Here is an 18910-nt window from a genome sequence, read left to right as displayed (position 1 = left end):
GAGGTGGTCGGTCCTGCAGCGTCAGCTGTCGATAGACCGCTGAGCGAGGACTACTTCTTGCCCGGCTTCTTCTTACCGGCGATGGCGCGACGCGGGCCCTTGCGGGTGCGGGCGTTCGTGCTGGTGCGCTGACCGCGGACCGGCAGACCACGACGGTGACGGAGACCCTGGTAGCAACCGATCTCGACCTTGCGGCGGATGTCGGCCTGGATCTCGCGACGGAGGTCACCCTCGGTCTTGATGTTGGCGTCCACGTACTCACGGATCTTGACGAGGTCTTCCTCGGTCAGATCACGGACGCGGGTGTTGCGGTCCACCTCGGTGGCGTCCAGCGTCTGCTGGGCCAGCGTGCGGCCGATGCCGAACACGTAGGTGAGGGCGACCTCGATGCGCTTCTCGCGCGGGAGGTCAACACCTTCAACGCGTGCCATTCATGGCTCCTGTTGATTCTTCGGAGGTCTTCAGCAGAACCACTCCCAGCCGCCGTCCCCTCTTGCTGGAAAAGGGTCGGTACGTACTGGGTCCCCGGCCTCCGACCGGGGGTGTCGCCCTCCATTACCGATGGATCTGAAGAGGGACGGGTCCTGCGTATCTACTTACGTGCGTCGCGCGAAAATCTGCGAACTGCAGTCGTGCGTCAGCCCTGGCGCTGCTTGTGGCGCGGGTTGTCGCAGATGATCATGACCCGGCCGTGACGGCGGATCACCCTGCACTTGTCGCAGATCTTCTTGACGCTCGGCTTGACCTTCATTGGGTGAGGTTCTCCGGGTCAGTGCCACCACCCCGCGCGAGCGGGATGCGGGCAAGATCTACTTGTACCGGTAGACGATCCGGCCACGGGTCAGGTCGTACGGAGACAGCTCCACCACGACCCGGTCGTCAGGGAGGATGCGGATGTAGTGCATGCGCATCTTGCCACTGATGTGTGCCAGGACCTGGTGGCCGTTCTGGAGCTCCACCTTGAACATGGCGTTCGGAAGAGACTCGACGACAGTGCCTTCGATCTCGATGGCACCTTGCTTCTTGGCCACGCTTCGCCCTTCGAATCGACTACCTTGATCGACTTCGTACACCGAATGCAGACACACGGATGCACGAGAGCCGACGCGTCAGTCTACGTCAGTGCACTCGGAAAGACGAATCGAGAAAGTCTGCCCCACGAGCAAGATCCTTAAGCAAGGAGGCGCCACTGCCGCACACCGCGGAAATCAAGGCTCAGCCCAGCGGATCCGGCGCGGCCGTGACCCCGTACTCCGCCAGCTTCGCCCTGCCGCAGTCCGGTGCCGTGAGGACCAGCGGGCCCTCCTCCGTCAGCGCGATGGAGTGCTCCCAGTGCGAGGACCAGGTGCCGTCCGTCGTGATGACGGTCCAGTCGTCCTCCAGGACCTCCGTGCGGGGGGTGCCGAGGGAGACCATCGGCTCGATGGCCAGGCAGAAGCCGGGGACCAGCTTGGGGCCCTTGCCGCGGCGGCGCTCGACGTAGTTCAGGAGGTGCGGGTCCATGTGCATCTCGGTGCCGATGCCGTGGCCGCCGTAGTCCTCGACGATCCCGTACTTGCCGCCGCCCGGCTTGGGCTGGCGGCGGATGTACGTCTCGATGGCGCGCGAGATGTCGATGAGGCGGTTGCCCTGCTTCATGGCCGCGATGCCGGCCCACATCGACTCCTCGGTCACCCGGGAGAGCTCGACGAGCTCCGGAGCGTGACCGGTGCCCACGAACGCCGTGTAGGCCGCGTCACCGTGCCAGCCGTCGATGATCGCGCCCGCGTCGATGGAGATGATGTCGCCGTCCTTCAGGACGGTCTTGTCGTCGGGGATGCCGTGCACGACGACCTCGTTGACCGAGGTGCAGATCGTGGCGGGGAAGCCGCCGTACCCGAGGAAGTTCGACTTCGCGCCGTGCTCGGCGATCACCTTGCGGGCGACGTCGTCCAGATCCTTCGTGGTGGCGCCGGGCACCGCGGCCTCACGGGTCGCGGCGTGGATCGCGGCGACGACAAGGCCCGCCTCACGCATCTTCGCGATCTGCTCGGGGGTCTTGATCTGCACCATGGGACTTCCGCTCTCCGTCATCCGTCGACAAACCGGCTACGTACTCGCGCCGGGTACGTAGACAACAGTACGGCCGCGGTCCCCCGACGGGCACCGCGGCCGAACAGCGTACTGATTACTTGTCGCCCTTGAGGGCGTCCATCGCGCGCTCCGTGACCTCGTCCACCTTGCCGAGCGCGGAGATCGTGACGACCAGACCCTGGGTCCGGTAGTAGTCGATGATCGGCTCGGTCTGCGTGTGGTAGACCTCGAGGCGCTTGCGGACGGTGTCCTCGCTGTCGTCCTCGCGCTGGTATAGCTCGCCGCCACAGACGTCGCAGACGCCCTCGGCCTTCGGCTGGGAGTACGTCACGTGGAAGACGTGGCTCGAGTCGTTGCGGCAGATGCGGCGGCCCGCGATGCGCTTGACGACCTCGTCCTCGGGGACCTCGAGGTCCAGGACCGCGTCGAGCTTCACGTCGTCGGCCTTGAGGGCCACGTCGAGCGCCTCGGCCTGCGACACGTTGCGCGGGAAACCGTCGAGCAGGAAGCCGTTCTCGGCGTCCGGCTGCGCCATGCGGTCCTTCGCCATGCCGATGGTCACCTCGTCGGGAACGAGGTTTCCGGCGTCCATGTACGCCTTCGCCTGCTTGCCCAGCTCCGTGCCCTGGCTGATGTTGGCACGGAAGAGGTCGCCCGTGGAGATGTGCGGGATCGACAGGTTCTTGGCGAGGAACGCGGCCTGCGTTCCCTTGCCCGCACCGGGCGGCCCGACGAGGACGATTCGCATCAGCGGAGGAACCCTTCGTAATTGCGCTGCTGGAGCTGGCTCTCGATCTGCTTCACGGTTTCCAGACCCACACCCACGATGATGAGGATGCTCGTCCCGCCGAACGGGAAGTTCTGGTTTGCCTGGAAGCCCACCAACGCCATCGTCGGCACAAGAGCGATCAGTCCCAGATACAGCGAACCCGGCCACGTGATCCGGTTGAGTACGTAACTCAGGTACTCAGCGGTCGGGCGGCCAGCCCGGATGCCCGGGATGAAGCCACCATACTTCTTCATGTTGTCGGCGACTTCCTCGGGGTTGAAGGAGATCGCGACGTAGAAGAAGGCGAAGAAGACGATCAGGATGAAGTACGTGGCGATGTAAATCGGATGGTCACCCTTGGTCAGGTTCGCCTCGATCCACGTCTTCCATCCCGAGTTGCCGCCCGCGAACTGGGCGACCAGGGCCGGAATGTAGAGCAGTGAGGAGGCGAAGATCACAGGGATGATGCCCGCCTGATTGACCTTCAGCGGAATGTACGTCGACGTTCCGCCGTAGGACCGGCGGCCGATCATGCGCTTCGCGTACTGGACCGGAATGCGGCGCTGCGCCTGCTCGACGAAGACCACCAGACCGACCATGACCAGACCGACCGCGATCACGGTGCCGAACTCGATCCAGCCGCCCGCCAGGTCGCCCTGCTGCTTGATCGCCCAGAGGGCGCTGGGGAAGGTGGCGGCGATCGAGATGAACATCAGGATGGACATGCCGTTGCCGATGCCGCGGTCGGTGATGAGCTCACCGAGCCACATGACACAGGCCGTACCGGCGGTCATCGTGATGACCATCGTGATGGTGACGAAGATCGACTGGTCGGGAACGATCTCGCTGGCGACGGGGCAGCCCGAGAAGAGGGAGCCGGTGCGGGCGGTGGCCACCAGGCCGGTGCCCTGCAGGATCGCGAGCGCGATGGTCAGATAGCGCGTGTACTGCGTGATCTTCGCTGTGCCGGCCTGGCCCTCCTTCTTGAGGGCCTCGAGTCGCGGGATCACCACGGTCAGCAGCTGCAGAATGATGCTCGCCGTGATGTACGGCATGATGCCGAGCGCGAAGATCGTGATCTGCAGCAGCGCGCCACCGCTGAACATGTTGACGAGACCGAACAGACCCTGGTTCGCATTCGCGTTGTCGATGCAGGTCTGGACGTTCTTGTAGTCGATACCGGGGATCGGCACATGCGTACCCACCCGGTAGATCACGATGATGCCGAGCGTGAAGAGCAGCTTCTTGCGCAGGTCGGGCGTCTTGAACGCCCGGGCGAACGCGGTGAGCACGGTGCCTCCTGCGACCCCCGCGCGCGTGCGCCAGAGGTGGTGGTCTGAGGTTCGACGAATACGTATCAGTCAAGAAAACCGTGCGGCCAGGCCGCACGGAGCTTAGACAGTGCACGCCACCTTACCGGCGACCGTGCCCCCCTTGGAACGACCAACCGGGGATGCCCCTTTTGTGGGGCATCCCCGGCTGGGAATCGCTCATGTCATCGACACGTCCGAGGGAATCAGACGAGCTCGGTGACGGTACCGCCGGCGGCGGTGATCTTCTCCTTGGCGGAGCCGGAGACGGCGTCGACCGTCACCTGCAGCGCCACGGTGACCTCACCCTGGCCGAGGACCTTGACGAGGCTGTTCTTGCGAACCGCACCCTTGGCCACGAGGGCCTCGACGGTGACCTCGCCACCCTCGGGGAACAGCGCGCTCAGCTTGTCGAGGTTCACGACCTGGAACTCGGTCTTGAACGGGTTCTTGAAGCCCTTGAGCTTCGGGAGACGCATGTGGAGGGGCATCTGGCCACCCTCGAAGCGCTCCGGAACCTGGTAACGGGCCTTGGTGCCCTTGGTACCACGACCAGCGGTCTTACCCTTGGACGCCTCACCACGACCCACACGGGTCTTGGCGGTCTTGGCGCCCGGGGCGGGCCGGAGGTTGTGGACCTTCAGCGGGTTCTGCTCCGCCATGTCAGTCGACCTCCTCAACCGTCACGAGGTGGCGGACGGTCTGCACCATGCCGCGGAACTCGGGGCGGTCCTCCTTGACGACCTGCGTGTTGATGCCCTTGAGACCAAGGGAACGCAGGGTGTCGCGGTGGTTCTGCTTGCTGCCGATGTACGACTTCGTCTGCGTGATCTTGAGCTGTGCCATTACGCACCCGCTCCCGCACGCGCACGAAGGAGAGCCGCGGGGGCGACGTCCTCGAGGGGCAGACCACGGCGAGCCGCGATCTCCTCGGGACGCTGCAGGCCCTTGAGGGCCGCCACGGTCGCGTGCACGATGTTGATCGCGTTGTCGGAGCCCAGGGACTTCGACAGGATGTCGTGAACGCCCGCGCACTCGAGCACGGCACGCACCGGGCCACCGGCGATAACACCGGTACCGGGGGAAGCAGGCTTGAGCAGGACGACGCCCGCGGCCTTCTCGCCCTGGATGGGGTGCGGGATGGTGCCCTGGATACGGGGGACCTTGAAGAAGTGCTTCTTGGCCTCCTCAACACCCTTGGCGATGGCGGCCGGCACCTCCTTGGCCTTGCCGTAACCGACACCCACGGTGCCGTCACCATCGCCCACTACGACCAGCGCAGTGAAGCTGAAGCGACGACCACCCTTCACAACCTTGGCGACACGGTTGATCGCGACAACGCGCTCAACGTATGCGGTCTTCTCGGCGGCAGCGCCACCGTCGCGACCCTTCCGGTCCCGCCGCTCGCCGCCACCGGCACCGCCACCGCGGCGCTGGGGTCCAGCCATTGGAATTACCTCTCTCTGTTTCCGCTAGCTACGGAACCGACTCAGAACTTGAGTCCGGCTTCGCGGGCGGCGTCCGCCAGGGCGGCGATGCGCCCGGCGTACTGGTTACCACCACGGTCGAACACGACAGTCTCGACACCGGCGGCCTTGGCGCGCTCGGCGACCAGGGCGCCGACCGACTTGGCAGCCGCGGACTTGTCGCCCTCGGCACCGCGGATCGTGGTGTCCAGGGTCGACGCCGACGCCAGGGTGTGACCCTTGATGTCGTCGATGACCTGGGCCACGATGTGGCGGTTGGAGCGCGTCACGACCAGGCGCGGACGCTCAGCCGTACCCGAGATGTGCTTACGGATGCGGATGTGACGACGCTTGATGGCAGCACGCTTGTAAGCGTCGCCCTTAGCAATCTTGACACCGTATGCCATGGCTTACTTACCCGCCTTTCCGACCTTGCGGCGGATGACTTCGCCTTCGTACTTGACGCCCTTGGCCTTGTACGGGTCGGGCTTGCGCAGCTTGCGGATGTTGGCCGCAACCTCGCCGACCTTCTGCTTGTCGATGCCCTCGACCGAGAAACGGGTCGCGGACTCCACCTTGAAGGTGATGCCCTCGGGGGCCTCGACCAGGATCGGGTGGCTGTAGCCCAGCGAGAACTCCAGGTTGGAGCCCTTCGCGAGGACGCGGTAACCGACACCGCTGATTTCGAGCTTCTTCACGTAACCCTGGGTCACGCCGGTGATCATGTTCGCCACCAGCGTGCGGGACAGGCCGTGCAGGGCCTTGTTCTGACGCTCGTCGTTCGGACGGGTGACGTTCAGAACGCCGTCCTCGTCCTTAGCGATCTCGATCGGCGCGACAACGGTGTGCGAAAGGGAACCCTTGGGGCCCTTCACAGCGACCGTACGGCCGTCGATGGTGACGTCCACGCCGGCGGGAACCGTGATGGGGAGCTTGCCAATACGCGACATTAGCTATTCCTCCGTTCCCGACTACCAGACGTAGGCGAGGACTTCCCCACCTACGCCCTTCTTGCCTGCCTGCTGGCCGGTCAGGAGACCGTGCGACGTGGAGATGATCGCCACGCCGAGGCCGCCGAGGACCTTCGGCAGGTTGGTGGACTTCGCGTAAACCCGGAGACCGGGCTTGGAGATCCGCTTGATGCCCGCGATGGAGCGCTCACGGTTCGGGCCGAACTTCAGCTCGAGAACGAGGTTCTTGCCAACCTCGGCGTCCTCGACCTTCCAGCCCGTGATGAAGCCCTCCTGCTGGAGGATCTCCGCGATGTGAGACTTGATCTTGCTGTGCGGCATCGCCACGGTGTCGTGGTACGCCGAGTTCGCGTTACGCAGACGAGTCAGCATGTCCGCGATCGGATCAGTCATGGTCATGAATTGGCCTTCGGCCTCTCTCGCCGTGGTTTCCTATCTGCGCCATCCCTCTCCCCACTCAGAGGCGGGACGGGTGCGGCGCGGGGACCTACGGCGTAGTAAGTCGGTCAGGGCGGCAGACGCCCAACCCTCCTAGCCTAAGCCATACGGAGGAGGGCGGCTGCCAACCCTTTACTTACCGAGAGATCCAGGCAGTCCCGAAAACCTTCGAAAAGGTGGGGACTACCAGGAGCTCTTGGTCACGCCCGGGAGCTCGCCACGGTGAGCCATCTCACGAAGGCACACGCGGCAGAGGCCGAACTTGCGGTAGACGGAGTGCGGGCGGCCGCAGCGCTGGCAGCGGGTGTACGCACGCACACCGAACTTGGGCTTACGAGCAGCCTTGGCAATCAGAGCCTTCTTCGCCATCTCGCTTACGCCTCCTTGAACGGGAAGCCGAGGTGACGAAGGAGCGCACGGCCCTCAGCGTCGTTGGTCGCCGTGGTGACCACGGTGATGTCCATACCCCGGACGCGGTCGATCTTGTCCTGGTCGATCTCGTGGAACATGACCTGCTCCGTGAGACCGAAGGTGTAGTTGCCACGGCCGTCGAACTGCTTGGGGGACAGACCACGGAAGTCGCGGATGCGCGGCAGCGCGAGCGACAGGGTGCGGTCCAGGAACTCCCACATGCGGTCGCCACGGAGCGTGACGTGGCAGCCGATCGGCTGACCCTCGCGCAGCTTGAACTGCGCGATGGACTTCCGGGCCTTCGTCACGGCCGGCTTCTGACCGGTGATCGTGGTCAGGTCGCGGATGGCGCCGTCGATCAGCTTCGAGTCACGGGCGGCGTCGCCGACACCCATGTTGACCACGATCTTGACCAGGCCGGGGATCTGCATGACGTTCTCGTACGAGAACTCCTCACGCAGCTTGCCCGCGATCTCCTCGCGGTACTTCGTCTTGAGACGCGGAGTGGTGGTGGTCGTCATCAGATGTCCTCACCCGTCCGCTTGGCAACGCGGATCTTGTTGCCCTCGTCGTCGAAGCGGTAACCGACACGCGTGACAACCTTGTTGCCGTCCTTCTCCACGACCAGCTGGACGTTGGAGACGTGGACGGGGGCCTCGGTGGTCACGATGCCGCCGGCCTGCGAGCCGCTGGCGGTCGGGCCGGCCTTCGTGTGCTTCTTGACCCGGTTGACACCCTCGACCAGGACGCGCTCGTCGCGCGGGTAAGCGGCAATGACCTTGCCCTGCTTGCCCTTGTCCTTACCGGTGATGACCTGGACCAGGTCGCCCTTCTTGATCTTCATGCTTACAGCACCTCCGGCGCGAGCGAGATGATCTTCATGAACTTCTTCTCGCGCAGCTCACGGCCGACAGGGCCGAAGATACGGGTGCCGCGAGGGTCGCCGTCGTTCTTCAGAATGACGGCGGCGTTCTCGTCGAAGCGGATGTACGAGCCGTCCGGACGGCGGCGCTCCTTGACGGTGCGAACGATGACCGCCTTGACGACGTCACCCTTCTTCACGTTGCCACCGGGGATCGCGTCCTTGACGGTGGCGACGATGACGTCACCGATGCCCGCGTAGCGGCGACCCGAGCCACCGAGAACACGGATGGTGAGAATTTCCTTCGCACCCGTGTTGTCGGCGACGCGCAGTCGCGACTCCTGCTGGATCACGTCTATCTCCTGTTTGTCTGCCGGTTCCCCCGGGGCAGTTCAGTGAACTGCCCCGGGAGCCTGGCGGAACGAACTCCGAGGGATACCCCTGGGAGCTGTACTTGTTGGAATCCCCTTGCGGGAATTACCTACTTGGCCTTCTCGAGGATCTCGACGATGCGCCAGCGCTTGGTCGCCGACAGCGGACGCGTCTCCATCAGGAGGACGCGGTCGCCGACGCCGGCAGCGTTCTGCTCGTCGTGCGCCTTGAGCTTGTTCGTACGGCGGATGACCTTGCCGTACAGCGCGTGGGTCACGCGGTCCTCGACAGCGACGACGACGGTCTTGTCCATCTTGTCGCTGACGACAAGACCCTGACGGGTCTTGCGGAAGCCGCGGGCGGCCTTCGTCTCTTCAGTCACGTTGCTCTCGCTCATCAGGCGCTCTCCACCGTCTCGATGCCCAGCTCGCGCTCACGCATCAGGGTGTAGATCCGCGCGATGTCCTTACGGACGGCCTTGAGCCGACCGTGGTTCTCGAGCTGACCCGTCGCCGCCTGGAAGCGGAGGTTGAACAGCTCTTCCTTGGCTTCGCGAAGCTTGTTGACAAGCTCCTCGTCGCCCAGTTCGCGCAGCTCGGACGCCTTGGTACCGGCCGACATCACGACTCACCTGCCTCGCGCCGGACGATGCGGCACTTCATCGGAAGCTTGTGAGCAGCGCGGGTGAGCGCCTCACGAGCAATCTTCTCGTTCGGGTACGACAGCTCGAACATCACCCGTCCCGGGTGAACGTTCGCGACCCACCACTCCGGAGAACCCTTACCGGAACCCATGCGGGTCTCGGCAGGCTTCTTGGTGAGGGGGCGGTCCGGGTAGATGTTGATCCAGACCTTGCCGCCACGCTTGATGTGGCGGGTCATCGCGATACGAGCCGCCTCGATCTGGCGGTTGGTCACGTACGCCGGCGTGAGGGCCTGAATGCCGTACTCGCCGAATGCGACCGTCGTACCACCCTTGGCCTGACCGCGGCGCTTGGGGTGGTGCTGCTTGCGGTGCTTGACCCTACGGGGGATCAGCATTTCGGTCAGGCCTCCGTTCCGGTGCTCTCAGCCGGAGCGGCAGCGGCGGCGGGAGCGTCGGCCTTGGGGGCCTCGGCAGCCGGCGCGGACTGCTGCTGCGGCTTGCGGCCGCGGCCGCCACGCTCGCCACCACGGCCACCACGGGCCGGGCGGTCGTTGCCGCCGCCACGGGCCGGGCGGTTACCCGCACGGGCAGCGGCGTTCTCGGCGCGGACCTCGGCGATGTTCTTGACGTCGCCCTTGTAGATCCAGACCTTCACGCCGATGCGGCCGAAGGTCGTCTTGGCCTCGAAGAAGCCGTAGTCGACGTTGGCACGGAGCGTGTGCAGGGGCACGCGGCCCTCGCGGTAGAACTCCGAGCGCGACATCTCGGCGCCGCCGAGACGGCCGCCACACTGGATCTTGATGCCCTTGGCGCCCGCCTTCATCGCCGACTGCATGCTCTTACGCATGGCGCGACGGAAGGAGACGCGGGAGGACAGCTGCTCCGCCACGGCCTGGGCCACGAGCTGAGCGTCGACCTCGGGGTTCTTGACCTCGAGGATGTTCAGCTGGACCTGCTTGCCCGTGAGCTTCTCGAGGTCACCGCGGATGCGGTCGGCCTCGGCGCCACGGCGGCCGATGACGATGCCCGGACGAGCGGTGTGGATGTCCACACGCACGCGGTCACGGGTGCGCTCGATCTCCACCTTTGAGATGCCGGCGCGCTCCATGCCGGACGTCATCATCCGACGGATGGCGACGTCTTCCTTGACGTAGTCCTTGTACAGCTTGTCGGCGTACCAACGCGACTTGAAGTCGGTCGTGACACCGAGCCGGAACCCGTGCGGGTTTACCTTCTGGCCCATTACCGGGTTCCTTCCTTGCTGCTGACGACCACGGTGATGTGGCTGGTCCGCTTACGGATCCGGTAGGCACGGCCCTGAGCACGCGGACGGAACCGCTTCAGGGTCGGGCCCTCATCCACGTACGCCTCGCTGATGACCAGCGAAGAGGCGTCGTTGTGGTCGTAGTTGTGCGCGGCGTTGGCAATGGCGCTGTCCAGCACCTTGCCGACCGGCACGCTCGCGGCCTGCGGGGCGAAACGCAGGACCGCCTGAGCCTCCGTGGCATCCATGCCACGGATGAGGTCCACCACGCGGCGGGCCTTCATGGGCGTGACGCGGATGTACCGCGCCTGGGCCCTGGCTTCCATGGTTGTCCCTTCGGTGTTAGTCATAGTCGTTTCCACCCCGCGCTAGCGGCGCTTCGACTTCCGGTCGTCCTTGACGTGGCCGCGGAAGGTGCGAGTCGGCGAGAACTCGCCGAGCTTGTGGCCGACCATCGACTCGGTGACGAACACCGGGATGTGGGTCTTGCCGTTGTGCACCGCGATCGTGTGACCCAGCATGCTGGGAATGATCATCGAGCGACGGGACCAGGTCTTGATGACGTTCTTGGAACCGGCTTCGTTCTGCACGTCCACCTTTTTCACGAGGTGGTCGTCGACGAAGGGCCCCTTCTTGAGACTGCGCGGCATCTAAACCCGCTCCTAGCGCTTCTTGTTCGACTTGCGGCGACGGACGATGTACTTGTTGCTCGCCTTGTTGCGATCACGAGTACGACCCTCCTTCTGACCCCACGGCGAGACCGGGTGACGACCACCGGAGGTCTTGCCTTCACCACCACCGTGCGGGTGGTCGACCGGGTTCATCACGACACCACGCACGGTCGGGCGGACGCCCTTCCAGCGCATGCGGCCGGCCTTGCCCCAGTTGATGTTCGACTGCTCGGCGTTGCCGACCTCACCGATGGTGGCGCGGCAGCGCACGTCGACGAGACGGATCTCGCCGGACGGCATACGAAGGTGCGCCATGGCGCCTTCCTTCGCGAGCAGCTGCACCGAGGCACCGGCCGAGCGGGCGAACTTCGCGCCGCCGCCGGGCCGCAGCTCGATGGCGTGGAGCGTCGTACCGACCGGGATGTTGCGCAGCGCCATGTTGTTGCCGGGCTTGATGTCGGCACCGGGGCCGCTCTCAATCCGGTCACCCTGCTGCGTGCCGCGCGGGGCGAGGATGTAGCGCTTCTCGCCGTCCGCGTAGTGCAGCAGCGCGATGCGCGCGGTGCGGTTGGGGTCGTACTCGATGTGCGCGACCTTGGCCGGCACACCGTCCTTGTCGTGACGACGGAAGTCGATCACGCGGAAGGCGCGCTTGTGTCCGCCACCCTGGTGGCGAACGGTGATCCGACCGGCGTTGTTACGGCCGCCCTTGCTGTGCAGCGGGCGAACCAGCGACTTCTCCGGCGTGGACCGCGTTACCTCGACGAAGTCGGCGACGCTGGAGCCACGACGGCCCGGCGTAGTCGGCTTGTACTTGCGGATTCCCATTTCTCAGTCCTCGTCCGATATTCGGACCAGGGCGCTCCGTTAGGAGGCCTGGCCGAAGATGTCGATACGGTCGCCCTCAGCAAGGGTCACGATCGCGCGCTTGGTGTCGGCGCGCTTGCCGAACCCGGTGCGCGTGCGCTTCCGCTTGCCCTGACGGTTGATCGTGTTGACGCCGGTGACCTTGACCGAGAAGACCGCCTCGACGGCCTGCTTGATCTGGGTCTTGTTGGCGCCGGGGGCCACGATGAACGTGTACTTGCCCTCGTCGAGCAGCGCGTACGACTTCTCCGAGACAACCGGCTTGACGAGGACGTCGCGCGGGTCCGAGAAGGACTTGCTCAGCGGGGTGGGCTCAACAGCGATCTTGCCCTCGGTCGCGATGCGCTTCGCCTTGGCGACGCGCGCGGCCTTGGCGGCCTTCGCAGCCTTGGACGCGATGCTCTGGTGACGAATAGCCATCAGGCTTCGCTCCCTTCGGTCTCATCGGCCTTGGGGCCAGACACGAAGGACTCGAAGGCGGCCTTGGTGAAGACCACGTCGTCCGAGACGAGCACGTCGTACGTGTTCAGCTGGCCCGGCTCCAGGATGTGCACCTGGGGCAGGTTACGGGCGGAGAGCAGCGCGGTCTCGTCCGAGCGCTCGATGACCAGGAGCACGTTCTTGCGCTCACTGACCTTGCCGAGCAGGCTCTTCGCGGCCTTCGTCGAGATCTCGCCCGCGACCACGTCGGAGACGACGTGGATGCGCGAGTTGCGCGCCCGGTCGGTGAGGGCGTGACGCAGAGCGGCAGCCTTCATCTTCTTGGGCGTGCGCTGCGAGTAGTCACGCGGCTGCGGGCCGTGGACGACGCCACCGCCGGCGAACTGCGGCGCACGGGTCGAACCCTGGCGCGCGCGGCCGGTGCCCTTCTGGCGGTACGGCTTCTTGCCGCCACCGCGGACTTCGCCGCGACGCTTGGTCTTGTGCGTGCCCTGGCGGGCAGCGGCCAGCTGAGCGACGACGACCTGGTGGATCAGCGGAATGCTGATCTTCTCGACGTCGAAGATCTCCGCGGGGAGCTCGACCGTCCCGGTCTTGTCGCCTGCCGGCGAAAGGATGTCAATGGTGCTCATGGGTTACCTCAGGCCCCCTTGGCCGCAGTACGGACCAGGACGAGGCCGCCGTTCGGACCAGGAACCGCGCCCTTGATGAGGAGCAGGCCCTTCTCCGCGTCAACGGCGTGGACGGTCAGGTTCTGGGTGGTGACCCGCTCGCTGCCCATGCGACCGGCCATGCGCTGGCCCTTGAACACACGGCCGGGCGTGGCGCAGCCACCGATGGAACCGGGCTTGCGGTGCACGCGGTGGGCACCGTGGGAGGCCTTGCCGCCGGCGAAGTTGTGACGCTTCATCACACCGGCGAAGCCCTTGCCCTTGCTCTTGCCGGTGACGTCGACCTTGATACCGGCCTCGAACGTCTCGGCAGTCAGCTCCTGGCCGAGGGTGTACTCGCTGGCACCAGCGGTACGGATCTCGACGAGGTGGCGACGGGGGGTCACGTCGGCCTTGGCGAAGTGGCCCTTGAGGGGCTTGTTCACCTTGCGCGGGTCGATCTCGCCGAAGGCGATCTGGACCGACTCGTAGCCGTCGCTGTCATTCGTACGGACCTGGGTAACGACGCAGGGTCCGGCCTTGACCACGGTCACCGGGACGACACGGTTGTTCTCGTCCCAGACCTGGGTCATGCCGAGCTTCTCGCCCAGGATGCCCTTGATCTGCTTGGTCATCTTCTCCGCGCCCTTCAGAGCTTGATCTCGATGTCAACGCCGGCCGGAAGGTCCAGGCGCATCAGCGAGTCAACGGTCTTGGGGGTCGGGTCGAGGATGTCGATCAGGCGCTTGTGCGTGCGCATCTCGAAGTGCTCGCGCGAGTCCTTGTACTTGTGCGGCGACTTGATGACGCAGTACACGTTCTTCTCAGTGGGCAGCGGCACCGGGCCCGCGACCGACGCACCAGTACGCGTCACCGTCTCGACGATCTTCTTCGCCGAGGAATCGATGACCTCGTGGTCGTAGGCCTTGAGCCGGATGCGGATCTTCTGTCCCGCCATGGCTACTTAGTAGTCCTTCGTCTCGAACGCTCTGGCTCCCGGGAGGCCCTTTTTTCTACTTCCTCCGACCCACGCGGTCGGGCGTGTCGCAGTCCCGCTCACACAGTTCTCCCGAAGGAGAATCCCTGCTAGGGGCTGCGGCCCAGATGACCGCGGGTCCGGGGGAAGAAACCCACCGGGCGCCTGGCCGAGCCACCGCACCGCACTTCCCGAAAGATTCCCGTACGTCCGCCCCAGCGCTGCCAGTGGACCTTTTCGGGCCCTGCGACAGATAAGGCGACGAGTACTGTGGGACTCGCTTCCGGTCCTCCCGGCGGGAGGCGCGCAGCATCGGCACTCAACCGAGCAACCAGGACAGTCTGCCATACGGGGCATGCCGGGTGCCAATCGAGCGGAAGAGCGTACCCGGTGCTTGACGGAGATCAAACCCGGGTCGGGGCCGACGTCACCCCGCCGCCCGGTACGTCCTGGCGAACCTGCCGACACGTACGCCCCTGAGAGCCCTGGACGCGCTGGTGGCGGCGTTGGACACCCCCTCCGGCCGCCCCGTGACCCCGAGCGGCCGTGAGCCCGGCTGGAGCGCCGACGGGCACCCGGACGCGCGCCCGTAGAGCCGCCCCCGCTCCCCGCGCGTGACGAATCCCTCACCGGCCGCCCGTACCACGCGAAAGAGCCCGTACGACCGAAGTCGTACGGGCTCTTCCGGTACTGCGATGCGCTCAGTTCAGAGCGACCGGGTCTCCCCGATCAACGCGCAAGCGGAGTGCTTACTTGTTGATCTTGGTGACCTGGCCGGCGCCGACGGTCCGGCCACCCTCACGGATGGCGAACTTCAGGCCCTCTTCCATCGCGACGGGCTGGATGAGCTCAACGGTCATCTCAGTGTTGTCGCCCGGCATGACCATCTCGGTGCCCTCGGGGAGGGTCACGACGCCGGTCACGTCGGTGGTGCGGAAGTAGAACTGCGGGCGGTAGTTGTTGAAGAACGGGGTGTGACGGCCACCCTCGTCCTTCGACAGGATGTAGGCCTGGGCCTCGAACTCGGTGTGCGGCGTGACCGAACCGGGCTTGATGATGACCTGGCCGCGCTCGACGTCCTCGCGCTTGATGCCACGGAGGAGCAGACCGACGTTCTCACCGGCCTGGCCCTCGTCGAGCAGCTTGCGGAACATCTCGATGCCGGTGACCGTGGTGGTGGTCTTCTCGGTCTTGATGCCGATGATGTCGACGGTCTCGTTGACCTTGAGGACACCACGCTCGATACGACCGGTGACGACGGTGCCACGACCGGTGATCGTGAAGACGTCCTCGATCGGCATCAGGAACGGCTTGTCGACGTCACGCTCGGGCTCCGGGATGGACTCGTCGACAGCCTTCATCAGGTTGAGGACGGACTCACCCCACTCCTTGTCGCCCTCGAGCGCCTTGAGCGCCGAGACCTTGACGACCGGCAGGTCGTCGCCCGGGAACTCGTACTCGGAGAGGAGCTCACGGACCTCGAGCTCGACGAGCTCCAGGATCTCCTCGTCGTCCACCATGTCGGCCTTGTTCAGGGCGACGACGATGTACGGAACGCCGACCTGGCGGGCCAGGAGCACGTGCTCCTTGGTCTGCGGCATCGGGCCGTCGGTGGCGGCGACCACGAGGATCGCGCCGTCCATCTGGGCGGCACCCGTGATCATGTTCTTGATGTAGTCCGCGTGACCCGGGCAGTCGACGTGGGCGTAGTGACGCGCCTCGGTCTGGTACTCGACGTGCGCGATCGAGATCGTGATACCGCGCTGGCGCTCCTCGGGAGCCTTGTCGATCTGGTCGAAGGCCGAGGCCTCGTTCAGGTCGGGGTACGCGTCGTGCAGCACCTTGGTAATGGCGGCCGTGAGGGTCGTCTTACCGTGGTCAATGTGACCGATGGTGCCGATGTTGACGTGCGGCTTAGTCCGCTCGAACTTTGCCTTCGCCACTGAATCCTCCTGCGGAGTGGTTCTGTACGCCTTGCTTCATCGGCGCCAGGTGATCTTTGCTGGGAAGCCAGCCGCCGGGGTTCTTGCCCTGGGGTTTCGAACCCCGGCGGATGGTGTCAAGCCTAAAGCGTGAACTCGGGTGAGTTACTCGCCCTTGGCCTTCGCGATGATCTCCTCGGCGACGTTCCGCGGAACCTCGGCGTAGGAGTCGAACTGCATTGAGTAGCTTGCGCGACCCGACGTCTTGCTGCGGAGGTCTCCGACGTAGCCGAACATCTCCGAGAGGGGCACGAGGCCCTTCACGACGCGAGCGCCGCTGCGCTCCTCCATGGCCTGGATCTGGCCACGGCGGGAGTTGATGTCACCGATGACATCGCCCATGTAGTCCTCGGGCGTGGTGACCTCGACGGCCATCATCGGCTCGAGCAGCACGGGGCTGGCCTTGCGCGCGGCCTCCTTGAAGGCCTGCGAGCCGGCGATCTTGAAGGCGAGCTCGGAGGAGTCGACCTCGTGGTACGCACCGTCGAGAAGCGTGATGCGGACACCGGTCATCTCGTAGCCCGCCAGGATGCCGAACTGCATGGCTTCCTGCGCACCCGCGTCCACCGACGGGATGTACTCGCGGGGGATGCGGCCACCGGTGACCTTGTTCACGAACTCGTACGACGCGTCGCCGCCCTCGATGGGCTCGATCGCGATCTGCACCTTCGCGAACTGACCGGTACCACCGGTCTGCTTCTTGTGGGTGTAGTCCACCCGCTCGACGGCCTTGCGGATCGTCTCGCGGTACGCGACCTGCGGCTTGCCGACGTTCGCCTCGACGCGGAATTCGCGCTTCATGCGGTCGACGAGCACCTCGAGGTGAAGCTCGCCCATACCACCGATGATGGTCTGGCCGGTCTCCTCGTCCGAGTGGACGCGGAAGGAGGGGTCCTCCTCCGAGAGACGCTGGATGGCGACACCCAGCTTCTCCTGGTCGCCCTTGGACTTCGGCTCGATGGCGACCTCGATGACCGGCGCCGGGAAGTCCATGGACTCCAGGATCACCGGCTGCTTGTCGTCACTGAGCGTCTCACCCGTGGTGGTCTGCTTCAGACCCATGACGGCGACGATGTCACCGGCGCCCACCGACTCGATCTCCTCACGCTTGTTCGCGTGCATGCGGTAGATCTTGCCGATGCGCTCCTTCTTGCCCTTGACGGAGTTCAGCACCGCGGTGCCGGCGTCCAGGCGACCGGAGTAGATCCGGACGAAGGTGAGCTTGCCGAGGTGCGGGTCGCTCGCGATCTTGAACGCGAGGGCCGACAGCGGCTCGTCGTCGGACGGCTTGCGCTTGACGACCGTCTCCGGGTCCTTCACGTCGTGGCCCTCGATGGCCTCGACGTCCAGGGGGGACGGCAGGTAGCGCACGACCGCGTCGAGCAGGGGCTGGACGCCCTTGTTCTTGAACGCGGTGCCGCAGAACACGGGGGTGACGGTGGTGTCGCCGCCCTTGCCGGAAGCGATGGTGATGCGACGGATCGCCGCGTACAGCTGGTCCTCGGTGGGCTCCTGGCCCTCGAGGTACAGCTCCATCATCGCTTCGTCGTTCTCCGCGACGGCCTCGAGCAGCTTGCCGCGGTACTCCTCGGCAGCCTCGGTGTGCGTGTCGGGGATGTCGACGATGTCGTAGGCCTCGCCCATCTTGGTCTCTGCGGACCAGACGAAGGCCTTCATCGTGACGAGGTCGACGACGCCCTTGAAGTCAGCCTCTGCGCCGATGGGCAGCTGCATGACGATCGGGGTCGCACCGAGGCGGTCGACGATCATGTCGACGCAGCGGTGGAACTCGGCACCGGTGCGGTCGAGCTTGTTGACGAAGCAGATGCGCGGGACGCCGTAGCGGTCCGCCTGACGCCACACGGTCTCGGACTGCGGCTCAACACCGGCGACGCCGTCGAACACCGTCACGGCACCGTCGAGCACGCGGAGCGAACGCTCCACCTCGACGGTGAAGTCGACGTGGCCCGGGGTGTCGATGATGTTGATGGTGTGGTCGACGTCGTTCATCGGCCAGTGACAGGTGGTGGCAGCAGAGGTGATCGTGATGCCACGCTCCTGCTCCTGCTCCATCCAGTCCATCGTGGCGGCGCCGTCGTGGACCTCACCGATCTTGTACGACACACCGGTGTAGAACAGGATCCGCTCGGTGGTCGTCGTCTTGCCCGCGTCGATGTGAGCCATGATGCCGATGTTGCGCACCTTGGCCAGGTCAAGTGAAGTGGTAGCCATGTCGGCTCAGTCTTCTCTCGGTCTCGATGTGGGTAGCGACTACCAGCGGTAGTGCGCGAAGGCCTTGTTGGACTCGGCCATCTTGTGGGTGTCCTCGCGCTTCTTCACAGCGGCACCGAGGCCGTTGGAGGCGTCGAGGAGCTCGTTGAGCAGACGCTCGGTCATGGTCTTCTCGCGACGGGCGCGGGAGTAACCGACCAGCCAGCGCAGGGCGAGCGTGTTCGCACGGCCCGGCTTGACCTCGATCGGGACCTGGTAGGTCGCGCCACCGACACGGCGGGACTTGACCTCGAGGGTCGGCTTGATGTTCTCGAGCGCGCGCTTCAGCGTGATGACCGGGTCGTTGCCGGTCTTCTCGCGCAGGCCCTCCATGGCGCCGTACACGATGCGCTCGGCGGTGGAGCGCTTGCCGTTCAGCAGCACCTTGTTGATGAGGGAGGTCACCAGAGGAGAACCGTAGACCGGGTCGATGATGACCGGGCGCTTCGGGGCGGGGCCCTTACGAGGCAT

The 18910-nt window shown here is 65.4% G+C and carries 30 protein-coding genes; all 30 read right to left on the bottom strand.

The annotated features are described in order from the left end of the window. Nucleotides 1–50: 50 nt before the first annotated feature. A complete protein-coding gene (gene rpsM / locus ACZ69I_RS14150; RefSeq protein WP_030782528.1) occupies nt 51–431 on the bottom strand; it encodes a 30S ribosomal protein S13 in 381 nt (126 codons plus the stop codon). A 206-nt stretch (nt 432–637) separates the two neighbouring features. Continuing rightward, nucleotides 638–751 (bottom strand): 50S ribosomal protein L36, encoded by a 114-nt coding sequence (gene rpmJ / locus ACZ69I_RS14145; protein WP_003948619.1) that lies wholly within the window; start codon nt 749–751, stop codon nt 638–640. A gap of 58 nt (nt 752–809) precedes the next feature. After that, entirely contained in the window at nt 810–1031 is a 222-nt protein-coding gene (infA, locus tag ACZ69I_RS14140; protein WP_003948620.1) for a translation initiation factor IF-1, read from the bottom strand. 184 nt (nt 1032–1215) lie between these two features. Continuing rightward, a complete protein-coding gene (gene map, locus ACZ69I_RS14135; RefSeq protein WP_467670438.1) occupies nt 1216–2052 on the bottom strand; it encodes a type I methionyl aminopeptidase in 837 nt (278 codons plus the stop codon). Between the two features lie 115 nt (nt 2053–2167). Further along, nucleotides 2168–2821 (bottom strand): adenylate kinase, encoded by a 654-nt coding sequence (locus tag ACZ69I_RS14130; RefSeq protein WP_467670440.1) that lies wholly within the window; start codon nt 2819–2821, stop codon nt 2168–2170. Next, a complete protein-coding gene (secY, locus tag ACZ69I_RS14125; RefSeq protein ID WP_467670442.1) occupies nt 2821–4134 on the bottom strand; it encodes a preprotein translocase subunit SecY in 1314 nt (437 codons plus the stop codon). The genes ACZ69I_RS14130 and secY overlap by 1 nt, the downstream gene beginning before the upstream one ends. A 224-nt stretch (nt 4135–4358) precedes the next feature. Continuing rightward, a complete protein-coding gene (gene rplO, locus ACZ69I_RS14120) occupies nt 4359–4814 on the bottom strand; it encodes a 50S ribosomal protein L15 (protein ID WP_098244248.1) in 456 nt (151 codons plus the stop codon). 1 nt (nt 4815) lies between these two features. Then, the gene (gene rpmD, locus ACZ69I_RS14115) at nt 4816–4998 is read right to left on the bottom strand and encodes a 50S ribosomal protein L30 (protein ID WP_030567278.1); all 183 of its coding nucleotides are present in this window, start codon (nt 4996–4998) and stop codon (nt 4816–4818) included. Continuing rightward, the gene (rpsE, locus tag ACZ69I_RS14110) at nt 4998–5600 is read right to left on the bottom strand and encodes a 30S ribosomal protein S5 (RefSeq protein WP_055553512.1); all 603 of its coding nucleotides are present in this window, start codon (nt 5598–5600) and stop codon (nt 4998–5000) included. Before rpsE ends, rpmD begins: the two co-directional genes overlap by 1 nt. Nucleotides 5601–5641: 41 nt before the next feature. Beyond that, nucleotides 5642–6025: a 50S ribosomal protein L18 gene (gene rplR / locus ACZ69I_RS14105; RefSeq protein ID WP_055564833.1), complete on the bottom strand. Its 384-nt coding sequence runs from the start codon at nt 6023–6025 to the stop codon at nt 5642–5644. A gap of 3 nt (nt 6026–6028) precedes the next feature. Then, on the bottom strand, nt 6029–6568 hold the full coding sequence (gene rplF / locus ACZ69I_RS14100; protein ID WP_362363444.1) for a 50S ribosomal protein L6: 540 nt from the start codon (nt 6566–6568) through the stop codon (nt 6029–6031). A 21-nt stretch (nt 6569–6589) separates the two neighbouring features. After that, nucleotides 6590–6988, bottom strand: a complete 399-nt coding sequence (gene rpsH, locus ACZ69I_RS14095) for a 30S ribosomal protein S8 (RefSeq protein ID WP_018528360.1) — start codon at nt 6986–6988, stop codon at nt 6590–6592. A gap of 222 nt (nt 6989–7210) precedes the next feature. Further along, the gene (locus tag ACZ69I_RS14090; protein WP_003956452.1) at nt 7211–7396 is read right to left on the bottom strand and encodes a type Z 30S ribosomal protein S14; all 186 of its coding nucleotides are present in this window, start codon (nt 7394–7396) and stop codon (nt 7211–7213) included. Nucleotides 7397–7401: 5 nt separating this feature from the next. Next, entirely contained in the window at nt 7402–7959 is a 558-nt protein-coding gene (gene rplE / locus ACZ69I_RS14085; RefSeq protein WP_062775145.1) for a 50S ribosomal protein L5, read from the bottom strand. Beyond that, nucleotides 7959–8282 carry a 50S ribosomal protein L24 gene (gene rplX, locus ACZ69I_RS14080; protein WP_016645174.1) on the bottom strand — a complete coding sequence of 108 codons (324 nt, stop codon included), beginning with the start codon at nt 8280–8282 and terminating at the stop codon, nt 7959–7961. Before rplX ends, rplE begins: the two co-directional genes overlap by 1 nt. 2 nt (nt 8283–8284) lie before the next feature. Beyond that, nucleotides 8285–8653, bottom strand: coding sequence for a 50S ribosomal protein L14 (rplN, locus tag ACZ69I_RS14075; protein ID WP_003974257.1), 369 nt, complete (start codon nt 8651–8653; stop codon nt 8285–8287). Between the two features lie 128 nt (nt 8654–8781). Then, nucleotides 8782–9069 carry a 30S ribosomal protein S17 gene (rpsQ, locus tag ACZ69I_RS14070; RefSeq protein WP_150171090.1) on the bottom strand — a complete coding sequence of 96 codons (288 nt, stop codon included), beginning with the start codon at nt 9067–9069 and terminating at the stop codon, nt 8782–8784. Continuing rightward, on the bottom strand, nt 9069–9293 hold the full coding sequence (gene rpmC / locus ACZ69I_RS14065) for a 50S ribosomal protein L29 (protein ID WP_127912615.1): 225 nt from the start codon (nt 9291–9293) through the stop codon (nt 9069–9071). The genes rpsQ and rpmC overlap by 1 nt, the downstream gene beginning before the upstream one ends. Next, a complete protein-coding gene (rplP, locus tag ACZ69I_RS14060; protein WP_030782563.1) occupies nt 9293–9712 on the bottom strand; it encodes a 50S ribosomal protein L16 in 420 nt (139 codons plus the stop codon). Before rplP ends, rpmC begins: the two co-directional genes overlap by 1 nt. A gap of 5 nt (nt 9713–9717) precedes the next feature. Beyond that, nucleotides 9718–10560, bottom strand: a complete 843-nt coding sequence (rpsC, locus tag ACZ69I_RS14055; RefSeq protein WP_125514476.1) for a 30S ribosomal protein S3 — start codon at nt 10558–10560, stop codon at nt 9718–9720. Beyond that, on the bottom strand, nt 10560–10907 hold the full coding sequence (rplV, locus tag ACZ69I_RS14050) for a 50S ribosomal protein L22 (protein ID WP_361716672.1): 348 nt from the start codon (nt 10905–10907) through the stop codon (nt 10560–10562). Before rplV ends, rpsC begins: the two co-directional genes overlap by 1 nt. Before the next feature lie 42 nt (nt 10908–10949). Then, a complete protein-coding gene (rpsS, locus tag ACZ69I_RS14045) occupies nt 10950–11231 on the bottom strand; it encodes a 30S ribosomal protein S19 (RefSeq protein WP_356251643.1) in 282 nt (93 codons plus the stop codon). Between the two features lie 12 nt (nt 11232–11243). Next, nucleotides 11244–12080 (bottom strand): 50S ribosomal protein L2, encoded by an 837-nt coding sequence (gene rplB, locus ACZ69I_RS14040; RefSeq protein ID WP_361716676.1) that lies wholly within the window; start codon nt 12078–12080, stop codon nt 11244–11246. Between the two features lie 39 nt (nt 12081–12119). After that, nucleotides 12120–12539, bottom strand: coding sequence for a 50S ribosomal protein L23 (gene rplW, locus ACZ69I_RS14035; protein WP_055564827.1), 420 nt, complete (start codon nt 12537–12539; stop codon nt 12120–12122). After that, the gene (gene rplD / locus ACZ69I_RS14030; protein WP_389714788.1) at nt 12539–13192 is read right to left on the bottom strand and encodes a 50S ribosomal protein L4; all 654 of its coding nucleotides are present in this window, start codon (nt 13190–13192) and stop codon (nt 12539–12541) included. The genes rplW and rplD overlap by 1 nt, the downstream gene beginning before the upstream one ends. 8 nt (nt 13193–13200) lie before the next feature. After that, a complete protein-coding gene (gene rplC, locus ACZ69I_RS14025; protein ID WP_055564825.1) occupies nt 13201–13845 on the bottom strand; it encodes a 50S ribosomal protein L3 in 645 nt (214 codons plus the stop codon). Nucleotides 13846–13859: 14 nt separating this feature from the next. Further along, complete coding sequence (gene rpsJ / locus ACZ69I_RS14020; protein WP_003948644.1) at nt 13860–14168, bottom strand: 30S ribosomal protein S10; 309 nt, start codon at nt 14166–14168, stop codon at nt 13860–13862. Between the two features lie 767 nt (nt 14169–14935). Further along, the gene (gene tuf, locus ACZ69I_RS14015) at nt 14936–16129 is read right to left on the bottom strand and encodes an elongation factor Tu (RefSeq protein ID WP_161692952.1); all 1194 of its coding nucleotides are present in this window, start codon (nt 16127–16129) and stop codon (nt 14936–14938) included. Between the two features lie 144 nt (nt 16130–16273). Then, complete coding sequence (fusA, locus tag ACZ69I_RS14010) at nt 16274–18400, bottom strand: elongation factor G (protein ID WP_470832286.1); 2127 nt, start codon at nt 18398–18400, stop codon at nt 16274–16276. Between the two features lie 39 nt (nt 18401–18439). After that, nucleotides 18440–18910, bottom strand: coding sequence for a 30S ribosomal protein S7 (gene rpsG / locus ACZ69I_RS14005; protein ID WP_003974303.1), 471 nt, complete (start codon nt 18908–18910; stop codon nt 18440–18442).

This window comes from Streptomyces sp. NPDC036815 (assembly GCF_055609205.1).
Note: the sequence above shows the minus strand (reverse complement) of the source record. Positions and strands in the feature narration are given on the sequence as shown.